The organism is Pseudomonas sp. 1L-C-7-B-C1 (assembly GCF_057291635.1).
In genome coordinates this window covers 462,660-484,067 of the sequence record NZ_JBXAWH010000002.1, presented here as the reverse complement: position 1 = coordinate 484,067, position 21,408 = coordinate 462,660, and the positions used below count along the sequence as shown (strand labels likewise).

At 58.8% G+C, this 21,408-nt stretch carries 17 protein-coding genes; 12 read left to right on the top strand and 5 right to left on the bottom strand.

What is annotated here, in order from left to right:
* The first annotated feature begins 12 nt into the window (after positions 1 to 12).
* Both AC0Z8Z_RS05445 and AC0Z8Z_RS05440 read left to right on the top strand, forming a co-directional pair.
* Positions 13 to 531 carry a (2Fe-2S)-binding protein gene (locus tag AC0Z8Z_RS05445; protein WP_485618234.1) on the top strand — a complete coding sequence of 173 codons (519 nt, stop codon included), beginning with the start codon at positions 13 to 15 and terminating at the stop codon, positions 529 to 531.
* The gene (locus tag AC0Z8Z_RS05440) at positions 528 to 4,109 is read left to right on the top strand and encodes a molybdopterin cofactor-binding domain-containing protein (RefSeq protein WP_485618233.1); all 3,582 of its coding nucleotides are present in this window, start codon (positions 528 to 530) and stop codon (positions 4,107 to 4,109) included. Before AC0Z8Z_RS05445 ends, AC0Z8Z_RS05440 begins: the two co-directional genes overlap by 4 nt.
* A 773-nt stretch (positions 4,110 to 4,882) precedes the next feature.
* Here the strand turns inward: AC0Z8Z_RS05440 and AC0Z8Z_RS05435 are convergent.
* The 3 genes from AC0Z8Z_RS05435 to AC0Z8Z_RS05425 form a co-directional block, all read right to left on the bottom strand.
* Positions 4,883 to 5,539 carry a TetR/AcrR family transcriptional regulator gene (locus tag AC0Z8Z_RS05435; protein WP_485618232.1) on the bottom strand — a complete coding sequence of 219 codons (657 nt, stop codon included), beginning with the start codon at positions 5,537 to 5,539 and terminating at the stop codon, positions 4,883 to 4,885.
* Positions 5,540 to 5,544: 5 nt separating this feature from the next.
* Positions 5,545 to 6,888 carry a CDP-diacylglycerol--serine O-phosphatidyltransferase gene (pssA, locus tag AC0Z8Z_RS05430; protein ID WP_485618231.1) on the bottom strand — a complete coding sequence of 448 codons (1,344 nt, stop codon included), beginning with the start codon at positions 6,886 to 6,888 and terminating at the stop codon, positions 5,545 to 5,547.
* A gap of 136 nt (positions 6,889 to 7,024) precedes the next feature.
* The gene (locus AC0Z8Z_RS05425; protein ID WP_272635271.1) at positions 7,025 to 8,029 is read right to left on the bottom strand and encodes an NADP-dependent oxidoreductase; all 1,005 of its coding nucleotides are present in this window, start codon (positions 8,027 to 8,029) and stop codon (positions 7,025 to 7,027) included.
* Between the two features lie 267 nt (positions 8,030 to 8,296).
* Here AC0Z8Z_RS05425 and AC0Z8Z_RS05420 point away from each other — a divergent pair, with 267 nt between their 5' ends.
* The 6 genes from AC0Z8Z_RS05420 (at position 8,297) to AC0Z8Z_RS05395 (ending at position 13,456) form a co-directional block, all read left to right on the top strand.
* Entirely contained in the window at positions 8,297 to 9,058 is a 762-nt protein-coding gene (locus AC0Z8Z_RS05420) for an SDR family oxidoreductase (RefSeq protein WP_485618230.1), read from the top strand.
* A 516-nt stretch (positions 9,059 to 9,574) separates the two neighbouring features.
* The gene (locus tag AC0Z8Z_RS05415) at positions 9,575 to 11,047 is read left to right on the top strand and encodes a mechanosensitive ion channel domain-containing protein (RefSeq protein WP_485618229.1); all 1,473 of its coding nucleotides are present in this window, start codon (positions 9,575 to 9,577) and stop codon (positions 11,045 to 11,047) included.
* Between the two features lie 332 nt (positions 11,048 to 11,379).
* On the top strand, positions 11,380 to 11,868 hold the full coding sequence (locus AC0Z8Z_RS05410; RefSeq protein WP_485618228.1) for an Hcp family type VI secretion system effector: 489 nt from the start codon (positions 11,380 to 11,382) through the stop codon (positions 11,866 to 11,868).
* Positions 11,869 to 11,877: 9 nt separating this feature from the next.
* A complete protein-coding gene (locus AC0Z8Z_RS05405; RefSeq protein WP_485618227.1) occupies positions 11,878 to 12,852 on the top strand; it encodes a hypothetical protein in 975 nt (324 codons plus the stop codon).
* Positions 12,849 to 13,226, top strand: a complete 378-nt coding sequence (locus tag AC0Z8Z_RS05400; RefSeq protein ID WP_485618226.1) for a hypothetical protein — start codon at positions 12,849 to 12,851, stop codon at positions 13,224 to 13,226. Before AC0Z8Z_RS05405 ends, AC0Z8Z_RS05400 begins: the two co-directional genes overlap by 4 nt.
* 107 nt (positions 13,227 to 13,333) lie before the next feature.
* The gene (locus AC0Z8Z_RS05395) at positions 13,334 to 13,456 is read left to right on the top strand and encodes a hypothetical protein (RefSeq protein WP_485618225.1); all 123 of its coding nucleotides are present in this window, start codon (positions 13,334 to 13,336) and stop codon (positions 13,454 to 13,456) included.
* 230 nt (positions 13,457 to 13,686) lie between these two features.
* Here the strand turns inward: AC0Z8Z_RS05395 and AC0Z8Z_RS05390 are convergent, their stop codons facing one another.
* The gene (locus tag AC0Z8Z_RS05390; protein WP_485618224.1) at positions 13,687 to 16,398 is read right to left on the bottom strand and encodes an AAA domain-containing protein; all 2,712 of its coding nucleotides are present in this window, start codon (positions 16,396 to 16,398) and stop codon (positions 13,687 to 13,689) included.
* Between the two features lie 164 nt (positions 16,399 to 16,562).
* Between AC0Z8Z_RS05390 and AC0Z8Z_RS05385 the strand changes: the two genes are divergently transcribed.
* Both AC0Z8Z_RS05385 and AC0Z8Z_RS05380 read left to right on the top strand, forming a co-directional pair.
* A complete protein-coding gene (locus AC0Z8Z_RS05385) occupies positions 16,563 to 16,997 on the top strand; it encodes a hypothetical protein (RefSeq protein WP_485618223.1) in 435 nt (144 codons plus the stop codon).
* A complete protein-coding gene (locus AC0Z8Z_RS05380; RefSeq protein ID WP_485618222.1) occupies positions 16,994 to 17,221 on the top strand; it encodes a hypothetical protein in 228 nt (75 codons plus the stop codon). The genes AC0Z8Z_RS05385 and AC0Z8Z_RS05380 overlap by 4 nt, the downstream gene beginning before the upstream one ends.
* A gap of 197 nt (positions 17,222 to 17,418) precedes the next feature.
* Here AC0Z8Z_RS05380 and AC0Z8Z_RS05375 read toward each other — a convergent pair whose 3' ends face one another.
* Positions 17,419 to 19,617: a TonB-dependent receptor gene (locus AC0Z8Z_RS05375; protein ID WP_485618221.1), complete on the bottom strand. Its 2,199-nt coding sequence runs from the start codon at positions 19,615 to 19,617 to the stop codon at positions 17,419 to 17,421.
* Between the two features lie 259 nt (positions 19,618 to 19,876).
* On the opposite strand from AC0Z8Z_RS05375, the gene sseB reads away from it, so the two are divergent.
* Positions 19,877 to 20,677: an enhanced serine sensitivity protein SseB gene (sseB, locus tag AC0Z8Z_RS05370; RefSeq protein WP_485618220.1), complete on the top strand. Its 801-nt coding sequence runs from the start codon at positions 19,877 to 19,879 to the stop codon at positions 20,675 to 20,677.
* Between the two features lie 151 nt (positions 20,678 to 20,828).
* Positions 20,829 to 21,302, top strand: a complete 474-nt coding sequence (locus tag AC0Z8Z_RS05365) for a hypothetical protein (RefSeq protein ID WP_485618219.1) — start codon at positions 20,829 to 20,831, stop codon at positions 21,300 to 21,302.
* Positions 21,303 to 21,408: the final 106 nt, after the last annotated feature.

The following is a 21,408-nucleotide window of genomic DNA, read 5'->3' as shown; positions in this document are numbered from 1 at the left end:
AGCAGGTAACACATGACGGCTGACACAAGCGAGCCACAGCGGGCGGCAGAGAAGACCGTGACCCTGAACGTCAACGGTCAGGCCACGAGCGTCACGGCAATGCCTGACACGCCGCTGTTACTGATCCTGCGCAACGACCTGCACCTTAATGGCCCGAAATACGGCTGCGGCCTGGGCGAGTGCGGCGCCTGCACGGTGATCATCGATGGCGTCGCTGCACGCTCCTGCGTGTTTCCGCTGGCGGGCGCACAAGGACGGCAGATCACCACGCTTGAGGGTATCGGCTCGCGAGACCGCCCGCATCCAGTGCAGCAAGCCTTCATCGACGAACAGGCCGCGCAATGCGGCTACTGCATGAACGGCATGATCATGACCGCCAAAGCGTTACTCGACCGCAACCCGCACCCCACCGAAACGCAGATTCGCAACGAACTGTCGGCCAACCTGTGCCGCTGCGGCACGCACCTGGAAATTCTCCGCGCGGTCATGCGTGCCGCACGTCATCAGCCCAGCCCGGATCCCGTCCAATGACCCAGACTTTGCCCACGCGCGATGAGTTGCTCGCCCAAAACGGCGTGCTGTTGATCGTCGACGACATCCTGCCGCCATCCGGTCCGGTCGCCAAAGGCGGCACCCCCACCGTCCGGCCCGTGGAATTGGGGTTGTTCATTGCCATCGATCAGGACGGCCGCGTCTTCGCCTTCAACGGCCACGTCGATCTGGGCACCGGCATTCGCACCTCGCTGACGCAGATCGTCGCTGAAGAGCTGGACCTGCAGATGGATCAGGTGACGATGATCCTGGGCGACACCGAGCGTGCGCCGAATCAGGGCGCGACCATTGCCAGCGCCACGCTGCAGATTTCCGCCATTCCCCTGCGCAACGCGGCCGCCGAGGCGCGGCGCTATTTGCTGCAACAGGCCGCGCAGCAGTGGTCGGTCGATGTGGATTCGTTGGTCATCGACAGCGGCGTGATCAAGGCGCAGGACGGTCGCGAACTGACCTTTGGCCAGCTGCTGGTTGATCAGCGCGTCGAGTTGCGCATCTCCGGCGACGCACCACTCAAGCGGCTGGAGGACTACAAGCTGGTGGGGCAGGGCGCCGCCCGCGTGGACATTCCGGGCAAGGCCACCGGCGAATTGACCTACGTCCATGACATGCGTTTACCGGACATGCTCCATGGCCGTGTCGTACGTCCCCCCTATGCCGGTTACGACACGGGCGACTTTGTCGGCACCAGCTTGCTGGAAGTAGATGAATCCTCCATCGCCCACATTCCCGGCATCGTCCGCGTGGTGGTGATTCGCGATTTTGTCGGCATCGTCGCGATGCGCGAAGAGCAGGCGGCCAAGGCGGCGCGCGAGCTCAAGGTCACCTGGAAACCGTGGCAGCATCAGTTGCCGGACATGAGCAACATCGAGCAGGCGATTCGCGACAACCCGAGCATTCAGCGGGTGGTGCTCGATCAGGGCAATGTCGAAGAAGCGTTGGCTCAGGCCAGCGAGCGGATGACGCGAACCTATCTGTGGCCTTACCAGATTCACGGCTCCATCGGACCTTCGTGCGGGCTGGCGGACTACAGCAAAGAAGGCATTCGGGTCTGGTCCGGCACGCAGAACCCCCACATGCTCCGCGCCGATCTGGCCTGGCTGCTGGAATATCCTGAAGAACGTATCGACATCATCCGCATGGAAGCGGCCGGCTGTTACGGGCGCAACTGCGCTGACGATGTCTGTGCCGACGCGGTGTTGCTGTCCCGCGCCGTGGGCCGGCCGGTGCGCGTGCAACTGACCCGCGAGCAGGAACATGCCTGGGAGCCGAAAGGCACCGCCCAGTTGATGGAAGTCGACGGCGGGATTAACGCCGATGGCGGCATCGCCGGGTATGACTTCAGCACCCGTTATCCGTCGAACAATTCGCCGACGCTAGCCTTGCTGCTGACCGGGCGCGTGGAGCCGGTGGCGACGATGTTCGAAATGGGCGATCGCACCTCGATTCCGCCCTACGACATCGAGCACATGCGTGTCACCATTCACGACATGGCGCCGATCGTGCGGGCCTCCTGGATGCGCGGGGTGTCGGCGCTTCCCAATACCTTCGCTCACGAGTCCTACATCGACGAGTTGGCGTTCGCTGCCGGCGTCGACCCGATCGAATACCGGCTTCGTTATCTGCACGACGAGCGCGCTGCCGAACTGGTTCGTGCCACGGCGGCGCGGGCTGACTGGACGCCGCGCACTCAACCCATGCAGATTCCCGAAGAGGACGGCGTCTTGCGCGGGCGCGGTTTTGCCTACGCGCGCTACATCCACAGCAAGTTTCCCGGCTTCGGCGCGGCGTGGGCGGCGTGGGTCGCAGACGTGGCGATCGACAAGCACACCGGCGACGTGTCGGTGACCCGTGTGGTGATCGGCCACGACGCCGGGATGATGGTCAACCCGGCCGGCGTGCAGCATCAGATCCACGGCAACGTCATCCAGTCCACCAGCCGAGTGCTCAAGGAGCGGGTGACGTTCGAGGAGTCCACCGTGGCGAGCAAGGAGTGGGGCGGCTACCCGATTCTGACGTTCCCCGAAGTGCCGAAAGTCGACGTCATGATGATGCCGCGCCAGGCCGAGCCGCCCATGGGTGCCGGGGAGTCGGCGTCGGTGCCGAGTGCGGCGGCCATTGCCAATGCCGTTTACGACGCGACCGGGATTCGCTTTCGCGAGCTGCCGATCACGGCGGAACGCATTCTTGCCGCGCTGAACAGCGCTGGCGTGGAATCCAATAGCCAACCGCCGCAATCGCCGAAGGGCAGGCGCTCAAAGTGGCTGTTCGGTTCGTTGTTTGCAGCATTTGGGGCGTTGCTCGGCATGGCGGCGACCGCGTTGCCCTGGCGTGCGGAAGTCGCGCCGATCACGCCGCCCGCAGCGGGCACCTGGTCATCGGCGACCCTGGAGCGCGGGCGTTTACTGGCGGCCGTGGGCGACTGCGCGGTCTGTCACACCGCCCCGAATGGCGCCAGCAATGCCGGCGGGCTGGCGATGCAGACGCCATTCGGCACTTTATATAGCAGCAACATCACCCCGGACCCGGAGACCGGCATTGGCAACTGGTCGTATCCGGCGTTCGAGCGGGCGATGCGTGACGGCATCAGTCGCGATGGCAAACACCTTTATCCGGCGTTTCCCTACACGGCGTTCAGAAATATCGAGGACGCCGACATGCAGGCGCTGTACGCGTACCTGATGTCGCAGACCCCGGTGAAACAGGTGCAGCCCGCCAATGACATGCGCTTCCCCTTTAATGTGCGGCCGTTGATGGCCGGCTGGAACGCGCTGTACCTGCGCAAAGGCGAGGTGCAGACGCAGCCCCAGCAAAGCGCGCAATGGAATCGCGGCCAGTATCTGGTCAATGGATTGGGGCATTGCGCCGCCTGCCATTCACCCCGGGATCTGCTGGGGGCGGAGAAGGGCGGCACGTCGTTTCTTGCCGGCGGCACGGTGGACGGCTGGGAAGCGCCGGCGCTCAACAGCCTGTCGAAAGCGCCGACGCCGTGGACCGAGGATCAGTTGTTCAATTACCTGAGCAGCGGGTATTCCGATGCTCACGGTGTCGCGGCGGGACCAATGGGGCCGGTGGTGTCGGAGCTGGCGAAACTGCCGAAGAGCGATGTGCGGGCGATTGCGGTGTATCTCGCGGCGTTGAATGAGCCTGCGTCTGGCAGCGCTGATGTCGGTCCGGCGACGGCGACCCGTCTGGCAGAGAAGTCGAGCGTTTCGCCCCAGTCGTTGAGCAATGGCCAGCGGGTGTTCGAAGGCTCGTGCCAGGGGTGTCATGCCGACGGCCTGGGGCCGAAGTTGTTTGGCGTGAGCCCGTCGCTGGCGACCAATACCAACGTCCACAGCGCGCTGCCGGACAATCTGATCAAAGTGATTCAGCAGGGAATAGACAAGCCGGCGACGGCAGATCTGGGTTACATGCCGGGCTTCAAGGACAGCCTGTCCGACACCCAGATTAGCGATTTGGCCGCCTACCTGCGCAACCGATTTGCGCCGAAGGAGCCGCAGTGGACGGGGTTGCCGGAGAAAGTGGCGCATTTGAAAGCCAATCCCGGAACGCACTGACTCGGCGAGCCTCTTTGGGTGACATCCCGCTTCAGGCAACACGCTGACGCCCGGCAAAATACGGTCCCGTGGGAGTGAGCTTGCTCACGAAAGCGGTATCTCAGCCACAGAATATTCAGCGGATGTACCGGCGCCTTCGCGAGCAAGCTCGCTCCCACAGACTGCGTTTCAACCGCTAAATATCTAGCGGATGTACTGGCTTTTGTGGGAGTGAGCTTGCTCACGAAGACTGCATTTCGATCGCTAAATATCTGGCGGATGTACTGGCCTTTGTGGGAGTGAGCTTGCTCACGAAAGCGGTATCTCAGCCACAGAATATTCAGCGGAAGTACCGGCGCCTTCGCGAGCAAGCTCGCTCCCACAGACTGCATTTCAACCGCTAAATATCTAGCGGGTGTACTGGCCTCTGTGGGAGTGAGCTTGCTCACGAAGACTGCATTTCAACCGCTAAATATCTAACGGATGTACTGACCTTTGTGGGAGTGAGCTTGCTCACGAAAGCGGTATCTCAGCCACAGAATATTCAGCGGATGTACCGGCGCCTTCGCGAGCAAGCTCGCTCCCACAGACTGCATTTCAACCGCTAAATATCTAGCGGGTGTACTGGCCTCTGTGGGAGTGAGGTTGCTCACGAAGACTGCATTTCAACCGCTAAATATCTGGCGGATGTACTGGCTTTTGTGGGAGTGAGCTTGCTCACGAAGACTGCATTTCGACCGCTAAATATCTGGCGGATGTACTGGCCTCTTCGCGAGCAAGCTCGCTCCCACAATTTAGACTTGTGGCGTCTGAGGGGCCTTCGCCACACCCCGCATCACGAGGTCCTGAATAAACGCCAGCCAGTCCGTGCGCTCTTCCTCCGCGGCCATGTCCTGGCCCAGAAACGAGCTGAGGGTGTGCAGGTTGGAGTTATAGAAGTAGCACAGCGACGCGATCATCAAATACACGTGCTTGATGTCCAGGTCCTGCCGAAACAAACCCTGCGCGTGACCGGCGTCGATGATCGGTCTGAGCACGCCGACGGCTTCGCCTGACAGGCGTCGCAGCTCCCCGGACTGGCGCGCGTGCTTGCCCTTGTGCAGGTTTTCGATGCTGAGGATGGCGACGAATTCCGGGTGGCTGACGTAATAGTCCCAGACGAACGCCACCAGTTGGCGCAGCGTCTGCACCGGTGTCGACGGGTCCAGTGACAGCAGGCTTTCGGCGCGGTTGAACTGCTCGTAGGTGTGCTCAAGCACTTTGACGAACAGCTTCTCCTTGCTGCCGAAATAGTAATAAATCATCCGGTCGTTGGATTCGGCTTCGGCGGAGATCTTCTCGATGCGCCCGCCGGAATAGCCGTCGCGGGTGAACACCGTGATCGCCGCCTGAAGAATGCGCGCGCGGGTTTGATCGGCCTGTTGCGCGCGAACGCCAGTGCTTTTGCCCATGGTCGTCAGAGAATCCGGTAGAGCAGGCGCTCGACGCGGACCCGGCTGACCCGGCGCAGAAAAGTGCGCACGCCAACCGGGTATTCGCTCAGAGTATCGAGCTCGTCAAACTTGCCGACCCGATGGGTATTGCGCATCAGCAGCGCGATTTCCTCGGCGCGCGGCTTCAGCCATTCGCCCTTGGGGTCATCGATCAGCACGGCGTTTTCCAGGTCCAGCTGAAAGGCCCGAGGGTTCAGGTTATTCCCGGTCAGCAGGGTGTAGCGGTCGTCCGACCACAGGCCCTTGAGGTGATAGGTGTTGTCGCCGTCTTTCCACAGATGAATATTCAACTGGTGCTTGGCGATCGCCGTCTGATGCTTCTGCATGAAGCGACGCAGGCTGATCTCGTACAGATACGGCAACGCGGAGATCACCTTGAACGGCTCCTCCGGCGAAATGAAAAAGTCGTTGGCGGTCTTGTCGCCGATGATGATGTCGACCTTCACGCCCCGCTTCAGCGCGCGATTGATCTCGCGCTTCACCACCAGCGGCATGTTGAAGTACGGCGTGCACAGCGTCAGTTGCTCGTCGGTCGCGGCAATCAGATCACAGAGGGTTTTACTCAGCGGGTTCTTGTTGCCAATGCCCAGCAGCGGAATGACACGCAGCTCGCCGTTGTCACGCACGCCATCGTTGACGTCGTAGCTGGCGCGCTTGAGGTGCTGGCGAAACTGACGAATCTCCCCGCGCAGGCTGCGAGAGCTGGGCGGCGAGGGCAGGTCGAGGCGATGCACGGCGTCGGACGGCAGAATGTCCTGCTGCACCAGGCGCTGAAACGAGTCGGCCAGGCCTTTGCTGTCGATCAGGTGATAACGATCGAGCCGGTATTTGCCGAGTTTGTGCAGATAAACGTTGTTGATGCTGGCGCCGCTGTAAATCACGCAGTCGTCGATGACGCAGCCCTTGAGGTGCAACACGCCGAACAGCTCGCGGGTTTGCACCGGCACGCCGTACACCGGCACTTCCTGATCGTGTTCCAGGTTCTGCGCCTTATACCACGCCGAGTTCCCGGCCTGCTTGCCGGCACCGATCAGGCCGCGTTGGGCACGGAACCAGTCGACCAGCACCACGACGTCCAGCTCCGGGCGCGCAGCTTTGGCGGCATACAGCGCATCGAGCACTTCCTGGCCGGCTTCATCCTGCTGCAAGTACAGGGCAACGATGTAGATCCGTCGGGTGGCGGCGGCAATCTTGGCCAGCAGTGTCTGCCGGTAATCGGCAGCACTTGGCAGAATCGTGATCGCCGTGCCGGAGGATTCAAAACCGCGCAGCGCTGCAAGGGTAGAACGTCGGAAGGGAGCCCGCATAAGCCTCTCGATGGGTCGGATCAACAGCGCACGAGCTTACACCAGAGTGCGCCCTCTGGTGGTTTTGGCAGCGTTATCCGTGAGTTGTTCAGCGGATTATCAGCGACGGCTCACCCCTTGCGGTCTCGCCTGCACCTCATACCTTCAGAATCAGCTTGCCGCTGTTTTCGCCCTTGAACAGCATCTGCAGGGTTTCGGGGAAAGTTTCCAGGCCTTCGACGATGTGCTCCTTGCTCTTCAGCTTGCCCTGGGCCAGCCAGCCGGCCATTTCCATCCCGGCCTTGGCGAAGTTTTCCGCATGGTCCATGACCACGAAACCTTCCATGCGCGCGCGGTTGACCAGCAGTGACAGGTAGTTGGCCGGGCCTTTGACGGCTTCCTTGTTGTTGTACTGGCTGATGGCGCCGCAGATCACCACCCGAGCTTTGAGCGCCAGGCGGGTCAGGACCGCATCAAGGATGTCGCCGCCGACGTTATCGAAATACACGTCCACGCCTTTCGGGCATTCGCGTTTCAGCGCCGCATGAATGTCTTCGTTCTTGTAGTCGATGGCGCCGTCGAAGCCGAACTCATCAATCAGGGTCTGGCACTTTTCCTTGCCGCCGGCGATACCGATGACCCGGCAGCCTTTGATTTTGGCGATCTGACCGGCAATGCTGCCCACCGCACCGGCCGCGCCGGAAATCACCACGGTGTCACCGGCCTTGGGCTGGCCGACTTCGAGCAGGGCGAAATACGCCGACATCCCCGTCATGCCCAGCGCCGCCAGGTACACCGGCAATGGCACGAGGTTGGGGTCGACCTTGTTGAAGCCCTTGGGCTCGCCGACGAAGTAATCCTGCACCCCGAGCACGCCCTGCACGTAATCGCCCACCGCGAATTTCGGGTGCTGCGACTCGATCACCTTCCCCGCCCCCAGCGCGCGCATCACTGCGCCCAGCTCGACCGGCGCGATGTAGGACTTGCCTTCATTCATCCAGCCGCGCATGGCCGGGTCCAGGGACAGGTATTCGCTTTTCACCAGGATCTGGCCTTCGGCGAGTTCCGCAACGGGCACGGTCTGGAAGGTGAAATCTTCACGGCTGGCGGCACCCACGGGGCGGCGCGCGAGGAGGAATTGGCGGTTGTTCAAGGCGGTCATGGCAGGCTCTCGGTTGGAGTGGCTGAAAGGTTTTAGGGATCGCAGCAGTGATAGACCGTAACGGTCCGGACAGCAAGGATTGCCGCCGTACGGAATGCCCGCCGATCCATACTGATGATGGCGCTCGTTGCTGATCATCATCGCCACCAATGGCCCGGCAACCGGCCTTTTGATAGTGCTGACGTTGATTGTGTCGTGACCGCTAAGCTGCGGCCCATCGCCGGCCTGTGCCGAGCCTTCCATCAATAAGTACAAAAGGACGAACCCATGAGCATGACGTTTTCCGGCCAGGTCGCGTTGGTCACCGGCGCCGCCGCGGGCATTGGTCGAGCCACCGCGCTAGCCTTCGCCGAACACGGCCTGAAAGTGCTGGTGGTGGATCTGGACAGCGCGGGCGGCGAGGGCACGGCCGAGTTGATTCGTCACGCGGGCGGCGAAGCGCTGTTTCTGCCGTGTGACGTGACCAAGGACGCCCAAGTGCAGCAAATGATGGCCCAGGCCGTGGACGCCTACGGCCGCGTCGATTACGCCTTCAACAACGCCGGCATCGAAATCGAGAAGGGCCGCCTCGCCGAAGGCAGCGAAGCCGAGTTCGACGCGATCATGGGCGTCAACGTCAAGGGCGTCTGGCTGTGCATGAAATACCAGCTGCCGCTGATGCTGGCCCAGGGTGGCGGGGCAATCGTCAACACCGCGTCGGTGGCCGGGCTGGGCGCGGCGCCGAAAATGAGCATATACAGCGCGTCCAAGCACGCGGTGATCGGCCTGACTAAATCGGCCGCCATCGAATACGCCAAGAAACACATCCGGGTTAACGCCGTTTGCCCTGCGGTGATCGACACCGACATGTTCCGCCGCGCCCACGAAGCCGACCCGCGCAAGGCCGAATTCGCCGCCACCATGCACCCGGTCGGGCGGATCGGCAAAGTCGAAGAAATCGCCGCCGCCGTGCTTTACCTGTGCAGCGACGGCGCCGCGTTCACCACCGGGCACTCGCTGGCGGTGGACGGGGGCGTCACGGCGTTCTGATCGGTCATGTCTTCCGCTACGCGGTGGACTGATTAGCTGCACACCCCGTAGGAGCCGGCTTGCTGGCGAACGCAGTTTATTGGTCGAAATCGTTGTCGCTGACCCCCCGCATTCGCCAGCAAGCCGGCTCCTACAAAATTCATGTACATCGAAGATTCCGGATGGTGTCGAGATTAACGATAGGAGCGCGCTTGCCCGCGAAAAATATCAGCCGCGACTTCCAGCCGCCTGACCCCCCGCATTCGCCAGCAAGCCGGCTCCTACAAAATTCATGTACATCGAAGATTCCGGATGGTGTCGAGATTAACGGTAGGAGCGCGCTTGCCCGCGAAAAATATCAGCCGCGACTTCCAGCCGCCTGACCCCCCCGCATTCGCCAGCAAGCCGGCTCCAACAGCGTCATCACCATCATCCTTCGCCCCGATTCGCTCCACTCTTCCCCCGATAATGTGACCGGCACTTCCCTGCAGGGTATTCAGCTAAGCTCCACGGGCTGTCCACCCTCAGGGAATGTCGATGGATCATTTGTGGTTCGCCTATCCGTTGATCAGCGCTTCCGTGCTGCTGGTCATCGACCTCACGCTCTGGCAATGGCTGCACCCGCGCTGGCGCCGGCGCAAGCTCGTTTGCCGGCTGGTGCTGTTTGTGCTGTTCAGCATGGCGCTGCTGGATGGCGGGCTGAGTCCGCTGTATCCGGTGCCCGCCGACTGGTCCGTTCCGCGACATGTGCTGGCGACCATTCTGACCATCGCCTGGTGGCTCTACGGCGCGCGAACCCTGACTGTGCTCGCCGTGGTGATCATGGAGCCTCGGATCGGCGGCAAGGGCCATCTGCTGCAAGACGTCATGGGCGCGATCATCTTCCTTGTTGCAACCGTGGCGGCGGCCGCCTACGTGCTCGACCTGCCGGTCAAAGGCCTGCTGGCGACCTCAGGCGCCGTAGCGATCATCCTGGGTCTCGCCGTACAAAGCACCCTGGGCGATGTGTTCTCCGGCATCGTCCTCAATGCGACCAAGCCGTTTCGGGTGGACGACTGGATTCGCGTCGACGACATAGAAGGCAAAGTCATCGAAATCGACTGGCGATCCACCCACCTGCTGACCTCCGAAGGCAGCATGGCGGTGATCCCCAACGCCATGGCCGCTAAGACCCGCATCGTCAACTTCAGCCGGCCGGACCATTTCCATTCGGTCACCCTGTCCATCGAACTGTCTACCCGCCTGCGGCCCAGCCTGGTGCTGGACTCTCTGGAGAAAGCGCTGCTCGGCTGCCGCGAATTACTGGCCCAGCCCGCGCCATCGGCAGTGGTGGTCAAGTCCGGGCTGCGCATCGTCGAATACCAGGTCACCGGCTACGTGAAATCCCGGGACCGAAGTTCAGCGGTGCGCAACCAGCTGTTCGACCTGATTCACCGACAACTGGCGTCCACCGAAACCCGCCAGGACCAGCAACGCCCTGCCACGCGGCAGTCTGCCGTGCTGAATACCGTGAATGCGTTGCGCATGCTTAGCGACGCCGACCGCGCGCAACTCGAGCAGCGCATGCGCCTGGGCGCTTATCCGGCGAAAGACATCGTGCTGGCCGAGGGCGTGGTGCCTGATGCGCTGTTCATTATCGAGTCCGGCGTCGTTTCAGTGTCGCTGCAACGACCGGACGGCTGGCTTGAAGTAGGGCGCATGGGGCCGGGGGAGTTGCTGGGTGAGGGTGGGTTTGTTGATGGGGCACCGACGCTTGGGCGGTTTTGTGCGTACACCGACTGCATGATTTACCGGATCGATAAGGCCGATCTGGAGCCGTGGTTGGCGGAGCATCCGGAGTTGATTGGGGCGTTGGCGGGGTTGGCTAAGTTTCGGGCGAAGGCGAGGGCGGCGATGTTGGAGGCCAAGCCGGTGGTGGCGGATGCCAATGGGTTTCTGGGTTGGTTGCGCAAGAATGTGAGGCGGTTTGAGGTGACGCGGGGGCAGGGGCCGACTGACAAGAGAAGCTGACGAGAACAGCTGATGAGCCTGCTGGTTGTAGGTGAGGGAAATTTTTCACGGTCAATCGATGTTTAGCCAAAGCGGCCCCTCGACGACGTCGCCAAACGAGACTGCCGATGGATCTGGAATTACGATACCTGCCACAAGTTATCGATAGCCGAAGTGATCTCACCCAATATCCGCATGAGGCCACAGGCGCTCAGCAAGCTGGAGCGTTGCTGAAATACCTCATTGCCCGCAGCTGACTCTGCTGAGGGAACTGATTTGTGTAATGCACTGTCGTAGCCGCGCTGTACGCCAAATTAACGTGTAGCAGATGGGCTACCAAGGAGAGGTAAAAGATGGCTTTCGACGCCTTTATTCAGATCGCAGATATTCCTGGCGAAGCTCTGGACGAGAAGTACAGTAAGTGGATTGAAATCACCGGCTATAATTTTGGCGTTAGTCAAAGCACTTCCGCAACCGCAAGTTCCGCAGGCGGCGCTTCATCTGGCCGTACTACCATGACCAACTTCACATTTACCAAATACCTCGACAGCGCGAGCTGCAAGTTGATGGAAGCCAGCTGCGCTGGCCAGCATCTAAAGGAAGTGAAGCTTGTCCTGTGCCGCGCTGGCACTGACAAATTGAAATACTACGAAGTGGTACTTGAAGAAGTCATCATCGCCGATTACACCCAGACCGCCAGTTCCGGCACCCCCATGGAAATCGTGCAACTCAACTACGGGCGAATCAAAACCACCTACACCCAGCAGAAACGTGTCGATGGAACCGCGGGTGGTAACGTGGCAGGGGGATGGGATCGCATCAATAACAAAAAATATTCGTGAGGCATGACCATGGCCGAGGCGCGTTCCTTCATCAACTCCAAAACACAGACCTTCGACTCTTTGAAGGCCAGTATCCCGCTGCCCAAGAATATCAAAGCTAAGTTTGTTGCCCTCAACTCCCACATCTCGGGCGGAGTTGTGCTTGCCGGTGAACTGGTGATTGTGGGCGATGCCTCAACACCGTCGTCTACAGCTCAAGAAGCATTCCTGATGGCAAAGGCTGCCGTGGTGCATACGGCATTGCTTACTAATGGGGTGGAAGCTGATGATTTTTTTCTCGACAATTTTGAGCTGCTCAAACAGGCGATATCCTACACGTCCATGGGCGTAGGAGCTGCGAGTGATGGTTGGGCTAAGCATATGGAGGAGATCAAGAAATCGCTTCAAGCCATCGAAAAACTGTACCGGGAGCACATGGGCTCCGGCACTATGACTCAACGAGATACTTTCTACGCCAAGCGAACAGAACTATTCATGAAGCTTGACAGGCAACTGGATAATTTTCTGTCATATGGGTCCGGGCTTCGCAACGAAGGCTCAATCAAAAGAATGCTCGGGCTATCAACCAACAGCTATCTGCATGCCGGAGAAATCGCGGGATACGCCGACAAGGTATCTGGGGTGGCGCAGGCTGCTAGATGGGTAAAACGAGGGACCTACATTGGAACAGCGCTTGATGTAGGCGCCACCGCACTAGCAATTCGAAATGCTTGCGCGGTGGGACGCGAGGAGCAATGTACAAGAGCAAAATATGTTGAAAGCAGCTCTCTCGTTGGAAGTTTAGCGGGAGCTGGTTTCATGGGATATGTGGGCGGCTTTGCTGCAGGAGCCGCATGCGTAATCATTGGTGTTCCCACGGGCGGAATGGGGACGCTCGCGTGCGGAGTTGTAGGAGGGGCATTGGGAGGAATGGGCGGTGGAGCCTTAGGGGAATCAGGTGGCGAAGCTTTTGGTGATGTTTTATACGGTAAATTCGGAAAATGAACAGCATTCAGATTGGTTTGGCTAACGGGATCGTATTGTTGCTTTTGTTGTTAGTGTGTTTTTCAGTAGCGTTCATTGCCCATAGGTATATTGACGCTATCGAGAGTCGTCTGACCAACTGCTCTTATGTGACTGATACGCGAAAGGTGTGGGGTAATGCTGGTCTGATCGGAAAAGTCATGAGGGGTGGAGTTATTGCTACCGTAGTAATGATGCCAAAGATCCATGCTAAACGAGGTTTGGTCGATGCTGGAGAGGTTGAACGCCTCCCTGGTGCTTACAAGAAGCTTTTGGTTATGCCCATTGCTTTGGGTTCTTTATTAATTCTTTGTCTCATCGCTCTTCGAATAGCGTCGCGCCTAATTAGCCAGTGATTACGCCACAGGGGCGCGTGCCGGGCCTGTCGCAGCGCGGGAACCTATCGCGTGGAAAACTACGCGCGCTTTGCACTCATTTTTTGTCGGTTTTGATGGAGCCACGGATGGAAATCATGGACAACCAGCAAGAAAACGCACTCGAACAATCACTCAGGCTGGCGGCGGATGAGCCGGCCCATCGGCCTGAGTCTTTCATGAAAACGGGGACGGATTTATTTTCTAGGTGAAATAAAGCCGTCTCCTATCGCGGGATCTAAAGCGATCCCTCACCAGCAGTTGCTTTCGATCCGATCACTGAAGCAACCAATGACTAATATTGAGCCCTACCTGCGGACTGATGTCTACGTGTGGGATGCAATCACTTTCGGTAGCATCCGATGCACCAGCTTGCGTCTTGGCTACAGGCATCTTCGGATTGACTTCTACCAGCGGCGACTGAGGACCGCAACAGCAGCGATCATACGCCATGCATAGGACTTGCCCATTGCGCAATAAAACCGGCAATTCTCCGCTCGATGTCACTCTCAACTGTCCGCAGCCGCAGAATCGGAATACCACTTGTGGCTAAAATCTCATTTTTCATGGCGTCCCGAGCCGCCTGCACGGGTTGGTCGTGGTATCCCCCATCAACCTCAATCACCCCGATCGGTTTCTTGCCTACTTTGAAATAGATCACGAAATCGCAACTGGCGCGCCTCATGAACGCTCGCTGGCGCTCCGTCCAGTCGAGGCTAGCCGGCGATGCAAGCTGATCTAGCTGGATCTGTTTGTGATATTTCAATGCCTGGTAGGCCGGGGCTGACAGCGCTTCGCGCAGCAACTGCGCAATGATCTGCTCGGACTTGTAGCGAGAATCCTCGGTCCTGAGCCGGGCGTCCAAGCGCGCCAGAGATTGGTCGTACTCGCGATAAAGCAAGTCGAATGCCGACACCACCGGCGCTCGGACAATCTGCTCGCCCTGCGCGTAATAACTGATGTAGCGGATCAGCGCGGCGATATGGCCATTGTTGTCAGTAAATACCTCATCGCCGGTTACCAGGGTGAAACGATGTTTGGCCCGCGAAACCGCCACATTGATCATGCGTGGTTCGTCGACGAAATCGAGGCGTTCTCGCATTTGGTTGTAACGCTTCTTGTCGAGCACGGTGGAGAAGACGATTTCGTCGCATTCGCGGCCCTGAAACTTGTGCACGGTGTCTTTGACGAAATCCGTCGGCAAGTGCGTGCCGGAAAGCTTGACTTGCGCCCGAAACGGGGCGATGTAACCGCGGCCGTCGCCGTCCATTCCGGCGGCCGGCCCCTCGTCCTCAAGGACCTTCAGCAGAGAGTCCAATTCCCGAAGATTAGTGTTGTTCCTGGCGTGGTTGCCTTTGGCTGTCACCACCAGGCGCAAGGGGTCTTCGCCGTTGTCCTCGGTCATTGGCACCAGCGCGTTGTCGTAGAACTGCTGATTGCAGAACTGGATGATCCTGGGGTGGCAGCGGTAATGTTCTTTCAGCAGGGTCCTGGGCAGCGTGTCCTGGAACACGGCAATGCATGAATCCAGCAAGCTGTAGCGCTCGCAATCGTAGGCATCGGCGGGCGCTTGAATCCCTAGTGATACAGGAATATGCGGCAACTGGCGGTTGTCTCCAACGACGATCAGATTCTTTGCGCAGCCTAGCGGCAGGATGCCTGGAACGATGTCCTGCAAAGAAGCTTCGTCAATGATCACGTAGTCGAGGACCGCTCCCGGCGCGATCGAGTTGACGATTGAGTGCGTGCCGCTGCCAAGGACAGGAAAACGCTTCACGAAGGCATCGAAATGCCTGCGGTAAGTTTTGGCATCAAACCGGTCAGACGTCGGTACCTGAAGTTGCAGATGCTGCTTCAGATGGTGCATGGATGCTGATGTAAGTTCATTCAGCAGGGCTGTGAAATTCGCGCGTGCCAGCGACTCACGGCACGTCCGTAGTTCCGCCTCTTTGTCCCGATGTGACTCGTCGTAGTAGTGCATCTGCAATGCTTGAAAAACAGCGAGGCGCGCTTCGCCCTCGGCAAATGGCTTGGTGCGAAAGATTCTGAATTTAAACAGTAGCTCAATGCGGTCTTTTAGATGAATGCGCTGCTCGCCGAGGTAAGCCAGATAAGCCATAAGGTCCGTAGTCTTGCGCGGTGTCAGGCCGTACTTGTCGAGCGAGCCTATCGCCGGCACATCGCTTTCTGCTTGCCACTGCTGCAGGTGGCGCCGCTCAATGACCAACTCGTCCAGCTCAATTTGCAGTTGTGCCGCCCTGTTATGGTCTTGCAGGTGCCGCTTCAAGCGGCTCAGCAATCCCTGAATATTCTCTAGGGATGGTGCGGGCTCGGGTGCGCTTGTTGGCCACGCGGGCAGGTCAGCGAAGAAGGCCTCACGTTTGCTCTGATTCCCGAGTTGGGCGACCAAGTGGCCCAGGCCGTGCTTTTCCAGCTTTTCATAGACGTTTTCTACGGCAGCGTTGTTGTTGGACAGCACTGCTACTGTCTGCCCGCGTAGCAGAATATTGGCGAGGATGTTGAGGATCGTCTGGGTTTTGCCGGTCCCTGGCGGGCCCTCTATCACGCTGACTTGTGAGCTGAACGCTCGCTCGACCGCCTGAAGCTGACTCTCGTTAAGCCCGAACGGGTAGATAAGCCCCTGACCCGGCGTCAGCGTGCCGTTGCGGCCCGTACAATAGGCGTCCAACGCAGTGCCAGCGATGGCAGGAAGTTTGTTGAGCTGGCGCACCACGTTGTCGGCAATGTCGCGATCAGTCTTGGACTCACCTCGATCCCGCCGGGCATTCGCCACCATGGTGAAATAGCTGAAGACCGGCGTTTCTTTCATCGGTGTCGGCGCGGTCAAGCCGATAGTGTCCATCTTGTAGACATAAGGCTTTTCGGCTCCCGGATAGTGCACTACGACGTATCGCTCGTCATAAATCGTAGCCTTGGCAACGGGCTTGGCGATCGTGCTGCCGGTCTTGTGCAGCAATACATTAGTCAACTCGCGGATGGGCGAAACCTGGCAGTTGCTGAGCGGGCGAGTGTATTTTTTCTTTGAAGGGTAGTGACAGGTCAGTTCCAGGGTTTTGTCCTTGTCGTTCCAGCGAATCGTCCAGTCACTGATCTTTGCGGTCTTGTCCTCACCATCCATCTTAATTGAAGCCATCTTCCCTATCCCTATGCGCCTGACGTCCGGCTTGCTTTGCGCCAAACGCTACCTTTCTCCTAAGGAAGTCATAGTGCCATCGTTGCATGCAAGGTCGATAGCCGATTAATGCGTTTAGTCCTCTTCCGTGGTTCGGCGTAGAGAGAAACCTGGACATAAAAAGGATGGATTTATTTTCTGAGTTAAATAAATCCCTCCCCTTATCCATGCATTTCCACTGCACCCTGTCCATCGAACTGTCGACCCGCCTGCGGCCCAGCCTGGTGCTGGATTCCCTGGAGAAAGCGCTGCTCGGCTGCCGCGAATTACTGGCCCAGCCCGCGCCGTCGCCGTCGGTGGTGGTGGTGGTGGTGGTGGTGGTGGTGGTGGTCAAGTCCGGCCTGCGCATCGTCGAATACCAAGTCACCGGCTACGTGAAGTCCCGGGACCGAGCGTCAGCGGTGCGCAATCAGCTGTTCGACCTGATCCACCCGCGCGCAACTGGAACAGAACATGCGCCTGGGCGCTTATCCGGCAAAAACACATCGTGCTGGGTGAGAGTGGGTTTGTTGATGGAGCACCGACGCTTGGGCGCTTTTGTGCGTACACCGACTGCATGATTTACCGGATCGACAAGGCCGATCTGGAGCCGTGGTTGGCGGAGCATCCGGAGTTGATGGGGGCGCTGGCTGGGTTGGCTAAGTTTCGCGCGAAGGCGAGGGCGGCGATGCTGGAGGCGAAGCCAGTGGTGGCTGACGCCAATGGTTTTCTGGGTTGGTTGCGCAAGAATGTGAGGCGATTTGAGGTGACGCGGGGCCCGGGATCTGATGACAAGAAGCGCTGAAAAAGAGAGCGGGTTATCGAGAGGTAAAACTCTCCCAGGCAACTGACACCGCGAGGCGTACCTTAGATGCTGCTGAACGCTTGATCTGAGCTATGCCTTGGGCGCTTGGGTCTGTCCGCTGGCTGACCTGAATTCGACTCGTCTAAAGACACTTGCTCCCAAGGGAATGATCATGCCTATCCCTTGGGAGCTCTGATTTAGAAGTCTATGGTGCCTGAGAGTTTGACCAGACGCGGGTCGCCCTGGCTGAGATAGCCTCCGTTGGCTGAGGCCCAGTAGTTCTTGTCGGTGATGTTCTCCACATTGACGCGCAACGTCAGGTCCCTTTGATCGACTTTAAGTTTGTAGCGCGCCCCGGCATCGAACCGATTCCAGGTGGGAAGGCTCAGGTTATTGGCCTGGTCCGCATACTGGCCTCCAGTACGAAGCATACGGGCGCTAAGGGCAGCTCCCTCCAGGCCAGGAACGTCCCAGTCGACGCTCGCATTTAGCTGGAAGCTGGGCACCCCGATGGCATGGTTGCCATCAGCGAGCCCGCCCGCGGTCTTCTTCAGCTCCGAGGTCATGCGCGTGCCGCCTGCCATCAGGCGAAGGCCTTCGATGGGCTCACCAAACACGCTCAGCTCAACGCCTTTGTTCACCTGCTCGCCGTCGCGAATGTAGAGGCGCTGTGTCGCATCGACGTAGCCATCGCTGGGCTTCTCGATTCGGAACACACCAAGATTTGCGCCGAACGATTGCATGTCCAGCTTGATACCCGCTTCCAGTTGCTTGGTGCGGCCAGGCGGGAAAGCCTCCCCAAGATTGGTGACGGTACCGGATGCGACCGGCCCTTTGGCCAAGCCTTCAATGCGGTTTGCATACAGGGAAACGGTGTCAGTCGGTTTATAGACGATGCCGTACACCGGAGTGGTGATGGATTCGTCGTAAAGCGAAGTACGGCTGCCGTCATTGGCCGCGTTAGCGGCTCCGTTGGAAGTGGTGCCGTCGTACGAGTAGTTCTCTACGCGCAGCTGCTGACGGCGTACGCCATAGGTCAGCAGCAAACTGTCGTCGAACAAGCCAACTGTGTCGGAAACGGCCAGGCTTCGGTTGCGGGTTTTGCCGGTGACGCCCGGATCGCCCATATCGCCGCCGGTGCTGGAGACCGCCGTTGGCTTGGGCAGACTAGGTGTGGTGTAGATATTGGTATTCCCGGTGACCGGGCGGTAGAAGGTGTAGGCGTTCTCTTGCTGGGTCCAGATGGTAGAGGCGCCAATCGCGATCTGATGACTCACCGGCCCGGTTTGAACATGACCGTTAAGCCCCGCTGCAAAGCTGGTGTTGTCCTCATTGTGCGGGATCTCAGAGCCGCCGACAGTTGCAACGCCGTTATTACCTACGAGGGTTGGCGTGCCGTATACGCCCGTTTCACGCGTATGCTTGGCGCCCCCTGCAAGGTAGGCCGTCCAGTTTTCATTCAGGTCCCAGTCGCCACGCATCATGCCGAACGTGTCTTCGGTTTCGGCATTAGTCCAGTCCTGGCCGTAGTTGTGGCTGGCGTCAGGGGCGGTCGGGATTTTAGTCGCATTACCCAATTGCACGGTGTTGCGTAAACCGTTGATGCGCTGTTTCTGGTAGCCAAAGTCGGTAGAGACGCGAAAGTTGTCACCCCGATAATCGAGTCCCGCGACGAACAACTTGGTGCGCTGGTTTTCGTCATCAATCGCAGTGTCGCCTTCGCGTTGGCTAAGGTTGACTCGCGCTCCGAATCGGTTGCCCTCGCCGAAGCGTTGGCCAAGGTCCAGATGCTCACCAACGCGGCCGTCAGAACTGATGTCTTGGGTGTAACGGCGAGTCGGCACGTCTTCAGCACGCTTGGGCTGCAAATTCACGCTGCCACCCAAGCCCGTACCGGTGGGGCTCACGCCGTTGATAAACGCGTTGGGACCTTTGAATACTTCCACCCGCTCAATGGCGTCCGTGGAGAGAATTTGCCGAGGAAGGACTCCGTACAGACCGCCGTAGGAGATATCGTCGCCTGCCAACGGCAAACCGCGGATCACGAATATCTGCGACTGGTTACCGAAGCCGTAAGACTGGCGCACCGACGGGTCGTTGAGGAGTACGTCTCCCACATCTTCAGCCTGCTGATCCTCGATAAGCTGGGAGGTGTAGCTGGTCATGGTGAAAGGGACGTTCATGTTGTCCTGATTACCCAGAACACCCATCTGCCCGCCCCGAGCGACCTGACCACCTGCGTAGACCTCAGGCAGCGTGTTGGAATTAGCCTTGACGGCATCCGCGTTTATGTCAGTAGCGCCGAGCTCAACCGCCGAATCGGCAGCATTGGCGATGAAGCTCGCAGAGCAGCAAAGCGCAAGCAGGGTGGGGCGAAACGGATGCGAAAGGAACATTACGGGCTACCCAGCAAGGTGATCAGAATGGGTTGACGCCTCCCTGGCAATGCGAAGTATTCGCAGGTGAGAATGATATCAGAGTGCTTTTAAGTTTGTTGCCACTGACGACACATTTTTCACATCGTGTGAAACCCCTGACCATGTCGAATGCAAGGCGCTGCCATCAGCAGAGCGTCGTGTCCTTCCTGTTTTCACAGTCCCGTGGAAAACTACGCGCGCTATGCACTCATTTGTTGTCTGTTTGGTGGAGCCACGGATGGAAATCATGAACAACCAGCAAGAAAACGCCCTCGAACAGTCACTCAGGCTGGCGGCCGATGAGCCGGCCCATCGACCTGAGTTTTTCAACATGCTGCTGAACTCAGTTGTCTACGTGCTTGGCACTGCCGGGACTGGCAAAGGTCATGTAACGCTCGAGGCGGGTAGCAACATCAGGATCGCGAATTGGCAGAAGGCTGACGGCTCACCTGTCATCCCGTTTTTTTCTTCGTTGAAAGTATTGCAAGGGTCCATAGACAGCGAAGAATCCTACGTAGAAATCCCGGCCAGATCGCTGTTTGAAATCACACTGGGCGCGCCTCTTTTCCTCAATCCGAAGTCGCCTTACGGGAAAGAGTTTTTGCCGGAGGAAGTGCGCCATCTGCTCTCCGACGGGGTCGGCCAGAAGCCTGCGCAGCGCACGGTCGAAAAAGACACGAACGTGCTGCTCGGACAGCCATCGCAATACCCATCGAGGATGGTCAACTCGCTCACGCAGTTACTCGCTAAACATCGCAACGTTAAACGTGCATTTTTGGCGTTGATGCATGACCCATCGGTTGATCAAAAGCCTCATCTGATCATTGGTATTGCAGTGGACGGAGATTTTGAACGGGTGATGCGCGAAGCCGGAACCGTTGCCGGAGATACCGCTCCGGAAGGCGAACCCGTTGACCTCTATCGCGTGACCGAAGGCGGGGAGGGCCTTAGCGATTACTTCCTCAAGGAAACAACGCCTTTCTATGAACGGAAGTCGGCAGGCTGGCTGCGGTCATTGCTTGGTTTTGGTAAAGCGTGAAAGGGATCAAATCCGGACGATGTCACAGTCTTTTTCTACCAGACGTGAGATCCGAGTCTGTTCGCCAAATTGAATGTAGCGGCCTGTCGTTTTAGACCATAAAAATTTACCAGCGCGTCTTGCTACCAAGCGCTCAACTTGAGGTTTCACCTTGGGACTTTTCTCCAAAATATTCGGAAAGCCATCCGAACTTGTTCTCTACACACTCTTTCCGGTTCGACCCTCGAGCGATTTGGGCGCCTGGGCCGCCAGCTTCCCGAACCACACCGAGGTTATTGGTTACTCAAGCCTCGGCCATTTCTTTCTTCGCAACCCACACGACTCGGAGTACCTCGTGCTGCACCCTTTCAAGTGCGCGGCAAAGTCGTACGGAAGCCACCCGTCAATCGAAGATTTTGAAGCGGAGGTATTGAAAGAGCCGGGGTTCGAACTGTATGTCCTGGACTCGGATCACGTCGCCGAGTTGTTCCGGCACCTGGGCCCGCTTTCTGAAAATCAGGTTTACATACCGAATCCTTACCCGTTTCTCGGCGGCAGCGAGGCGCCGGAGACGTACGAAAAGGGTGATGCGTGGGTCTTCATGCACGTGGTGGCCCACATGCATGGCCTCGACGGCGGCGCCTGAAAAGCCGCCCGGTGACGCTGAAAGCCGGTGGAATCACGTGCGGCAGGGCATCCCTTCCTGTGTGACTCGTCCGGAAGACCCCCTGTCAGCTAGATAGGTCTGCGCC

Excerpts from the sequence above, each read along its gene's own strand:
- AC0Z8Z_RS05445 (WP_485618234.1), top strand. The coding sequence starts at position 13 with ATGACGGCTGACACAAGCGAGCCACAGCGGGCGGCAGAGAAGACCGTG.
- AC0Z8Z_RS05440 (WP_485618233.1), top strand. The coding sequence starts at position 528 with ATGACCCAGACTTTGCCCACGCGCGATGAGTTGCTCGCCCAAAACGGC.
- AC0Z8Z_RS05435 (WP_485618232.1), bottom strand. The coding sequence starts at position 5,539 with ATGGGCAAAAGCACTGGCGTTCGCGCGCAACAGGCCGATCAAACCCGC.
- pssA (WP_485618231.1), bottom strand. The coding sequence starts at position 6,888 with ATGCGGGCTCCCTTCCGACGTTCTACCCTTGCAGCGCTGCGCGGTTTT.
- AC0Z8Z_RS05425 (WP_272635271.1), bottom strand. The coding sequence starts at position 8,029 with ATGACCGCCTTGAACAACCGCCAATTCCTCCTCGCGCGCCGCCCCGTG.
- AC0Z8Z_RS05420 (WP_485618230.1), top strand. The coding sequence starts at position 8,297 with ATGAGCATGACGTTTTCCGGCCAGGTCGCGTTGGTCACCGGCGCCGCC.
- AC0Z8Z_RS05415 (WP_485618229.1), top strand. The coding sequence starts at position 9,575 with ATGGATCATTTGTGGTTCGCCTATCCGTTGATCAGCGCTTCCGTGCTG.
- AC0Z8Z_RS05410 (WP_485618228.1), top strand. The coding sequence starts at position 11,380 with ATGGCTTTCGACGCCTTTATTCAGATCGCAGATATTCCTGGCGAAGCT.
- AC0Z8Z_RS05405 (WP_485618227.1), top strand. The coding sequence starts at position 11,878 with ATGGCCGAGGCGCGTTCCTTCATCAACTCCAAAACACAGACCTTCGAC.
- AC0Z8Z_RS05400 (WP_485618226.1), top strand. The coding sequence starts at position 12,849 with ATGAACAGCATTCAGATTGGTTTGGCTAACGGGATCGTATTGTTGCTT.
- AC0Z8Z_RS05395 (WP_485618225.1), top strand. The coding sequence starts at position 13,334 with ATGGAAATCATGGACAACCAGCAAGAAAACGCACTCGAACAATCACTC.
- AC0Z8Z_RS05390 (WP_485618224.1), bottom strand. The coding sequence starts at position 16,398 with ATGGCTTCAATTAAGATGGATGGTGAGGACAAGACCGCAAAGATCAGT.
- AC0Z8Z_RS05385 (WP_485618223.1), top strand. The coding sequence starts at position 16,563 with ATGGATTTATTTTCTGAGTTAAATAAATCCCTCCCCTTATCCATGCAT.
- AC0Z8Z_RS05380 (WP_485618222.1), top strand. The coding sequence starts at position 16,994 with ATGATTTACCGGATCGACAAGGCCGATCTGGAGCCGTGGTTGGCGGAG.
- AC0Z8Z_RS05375 (WP_485618221.1), bottom strand. The coding sequence starts at position 19,617 with ATGTTCCTTTCGCATCCGTTTCGCCCCACCCTGCTTGCGCTTTGCTGC.
- sseB (WP_485618220.1), top strand. The coding sequence starts at position 19,877 with ATGGAAATCATGAACAACCAGCAAGAAAACGCCCTCGAACAGTCACTC.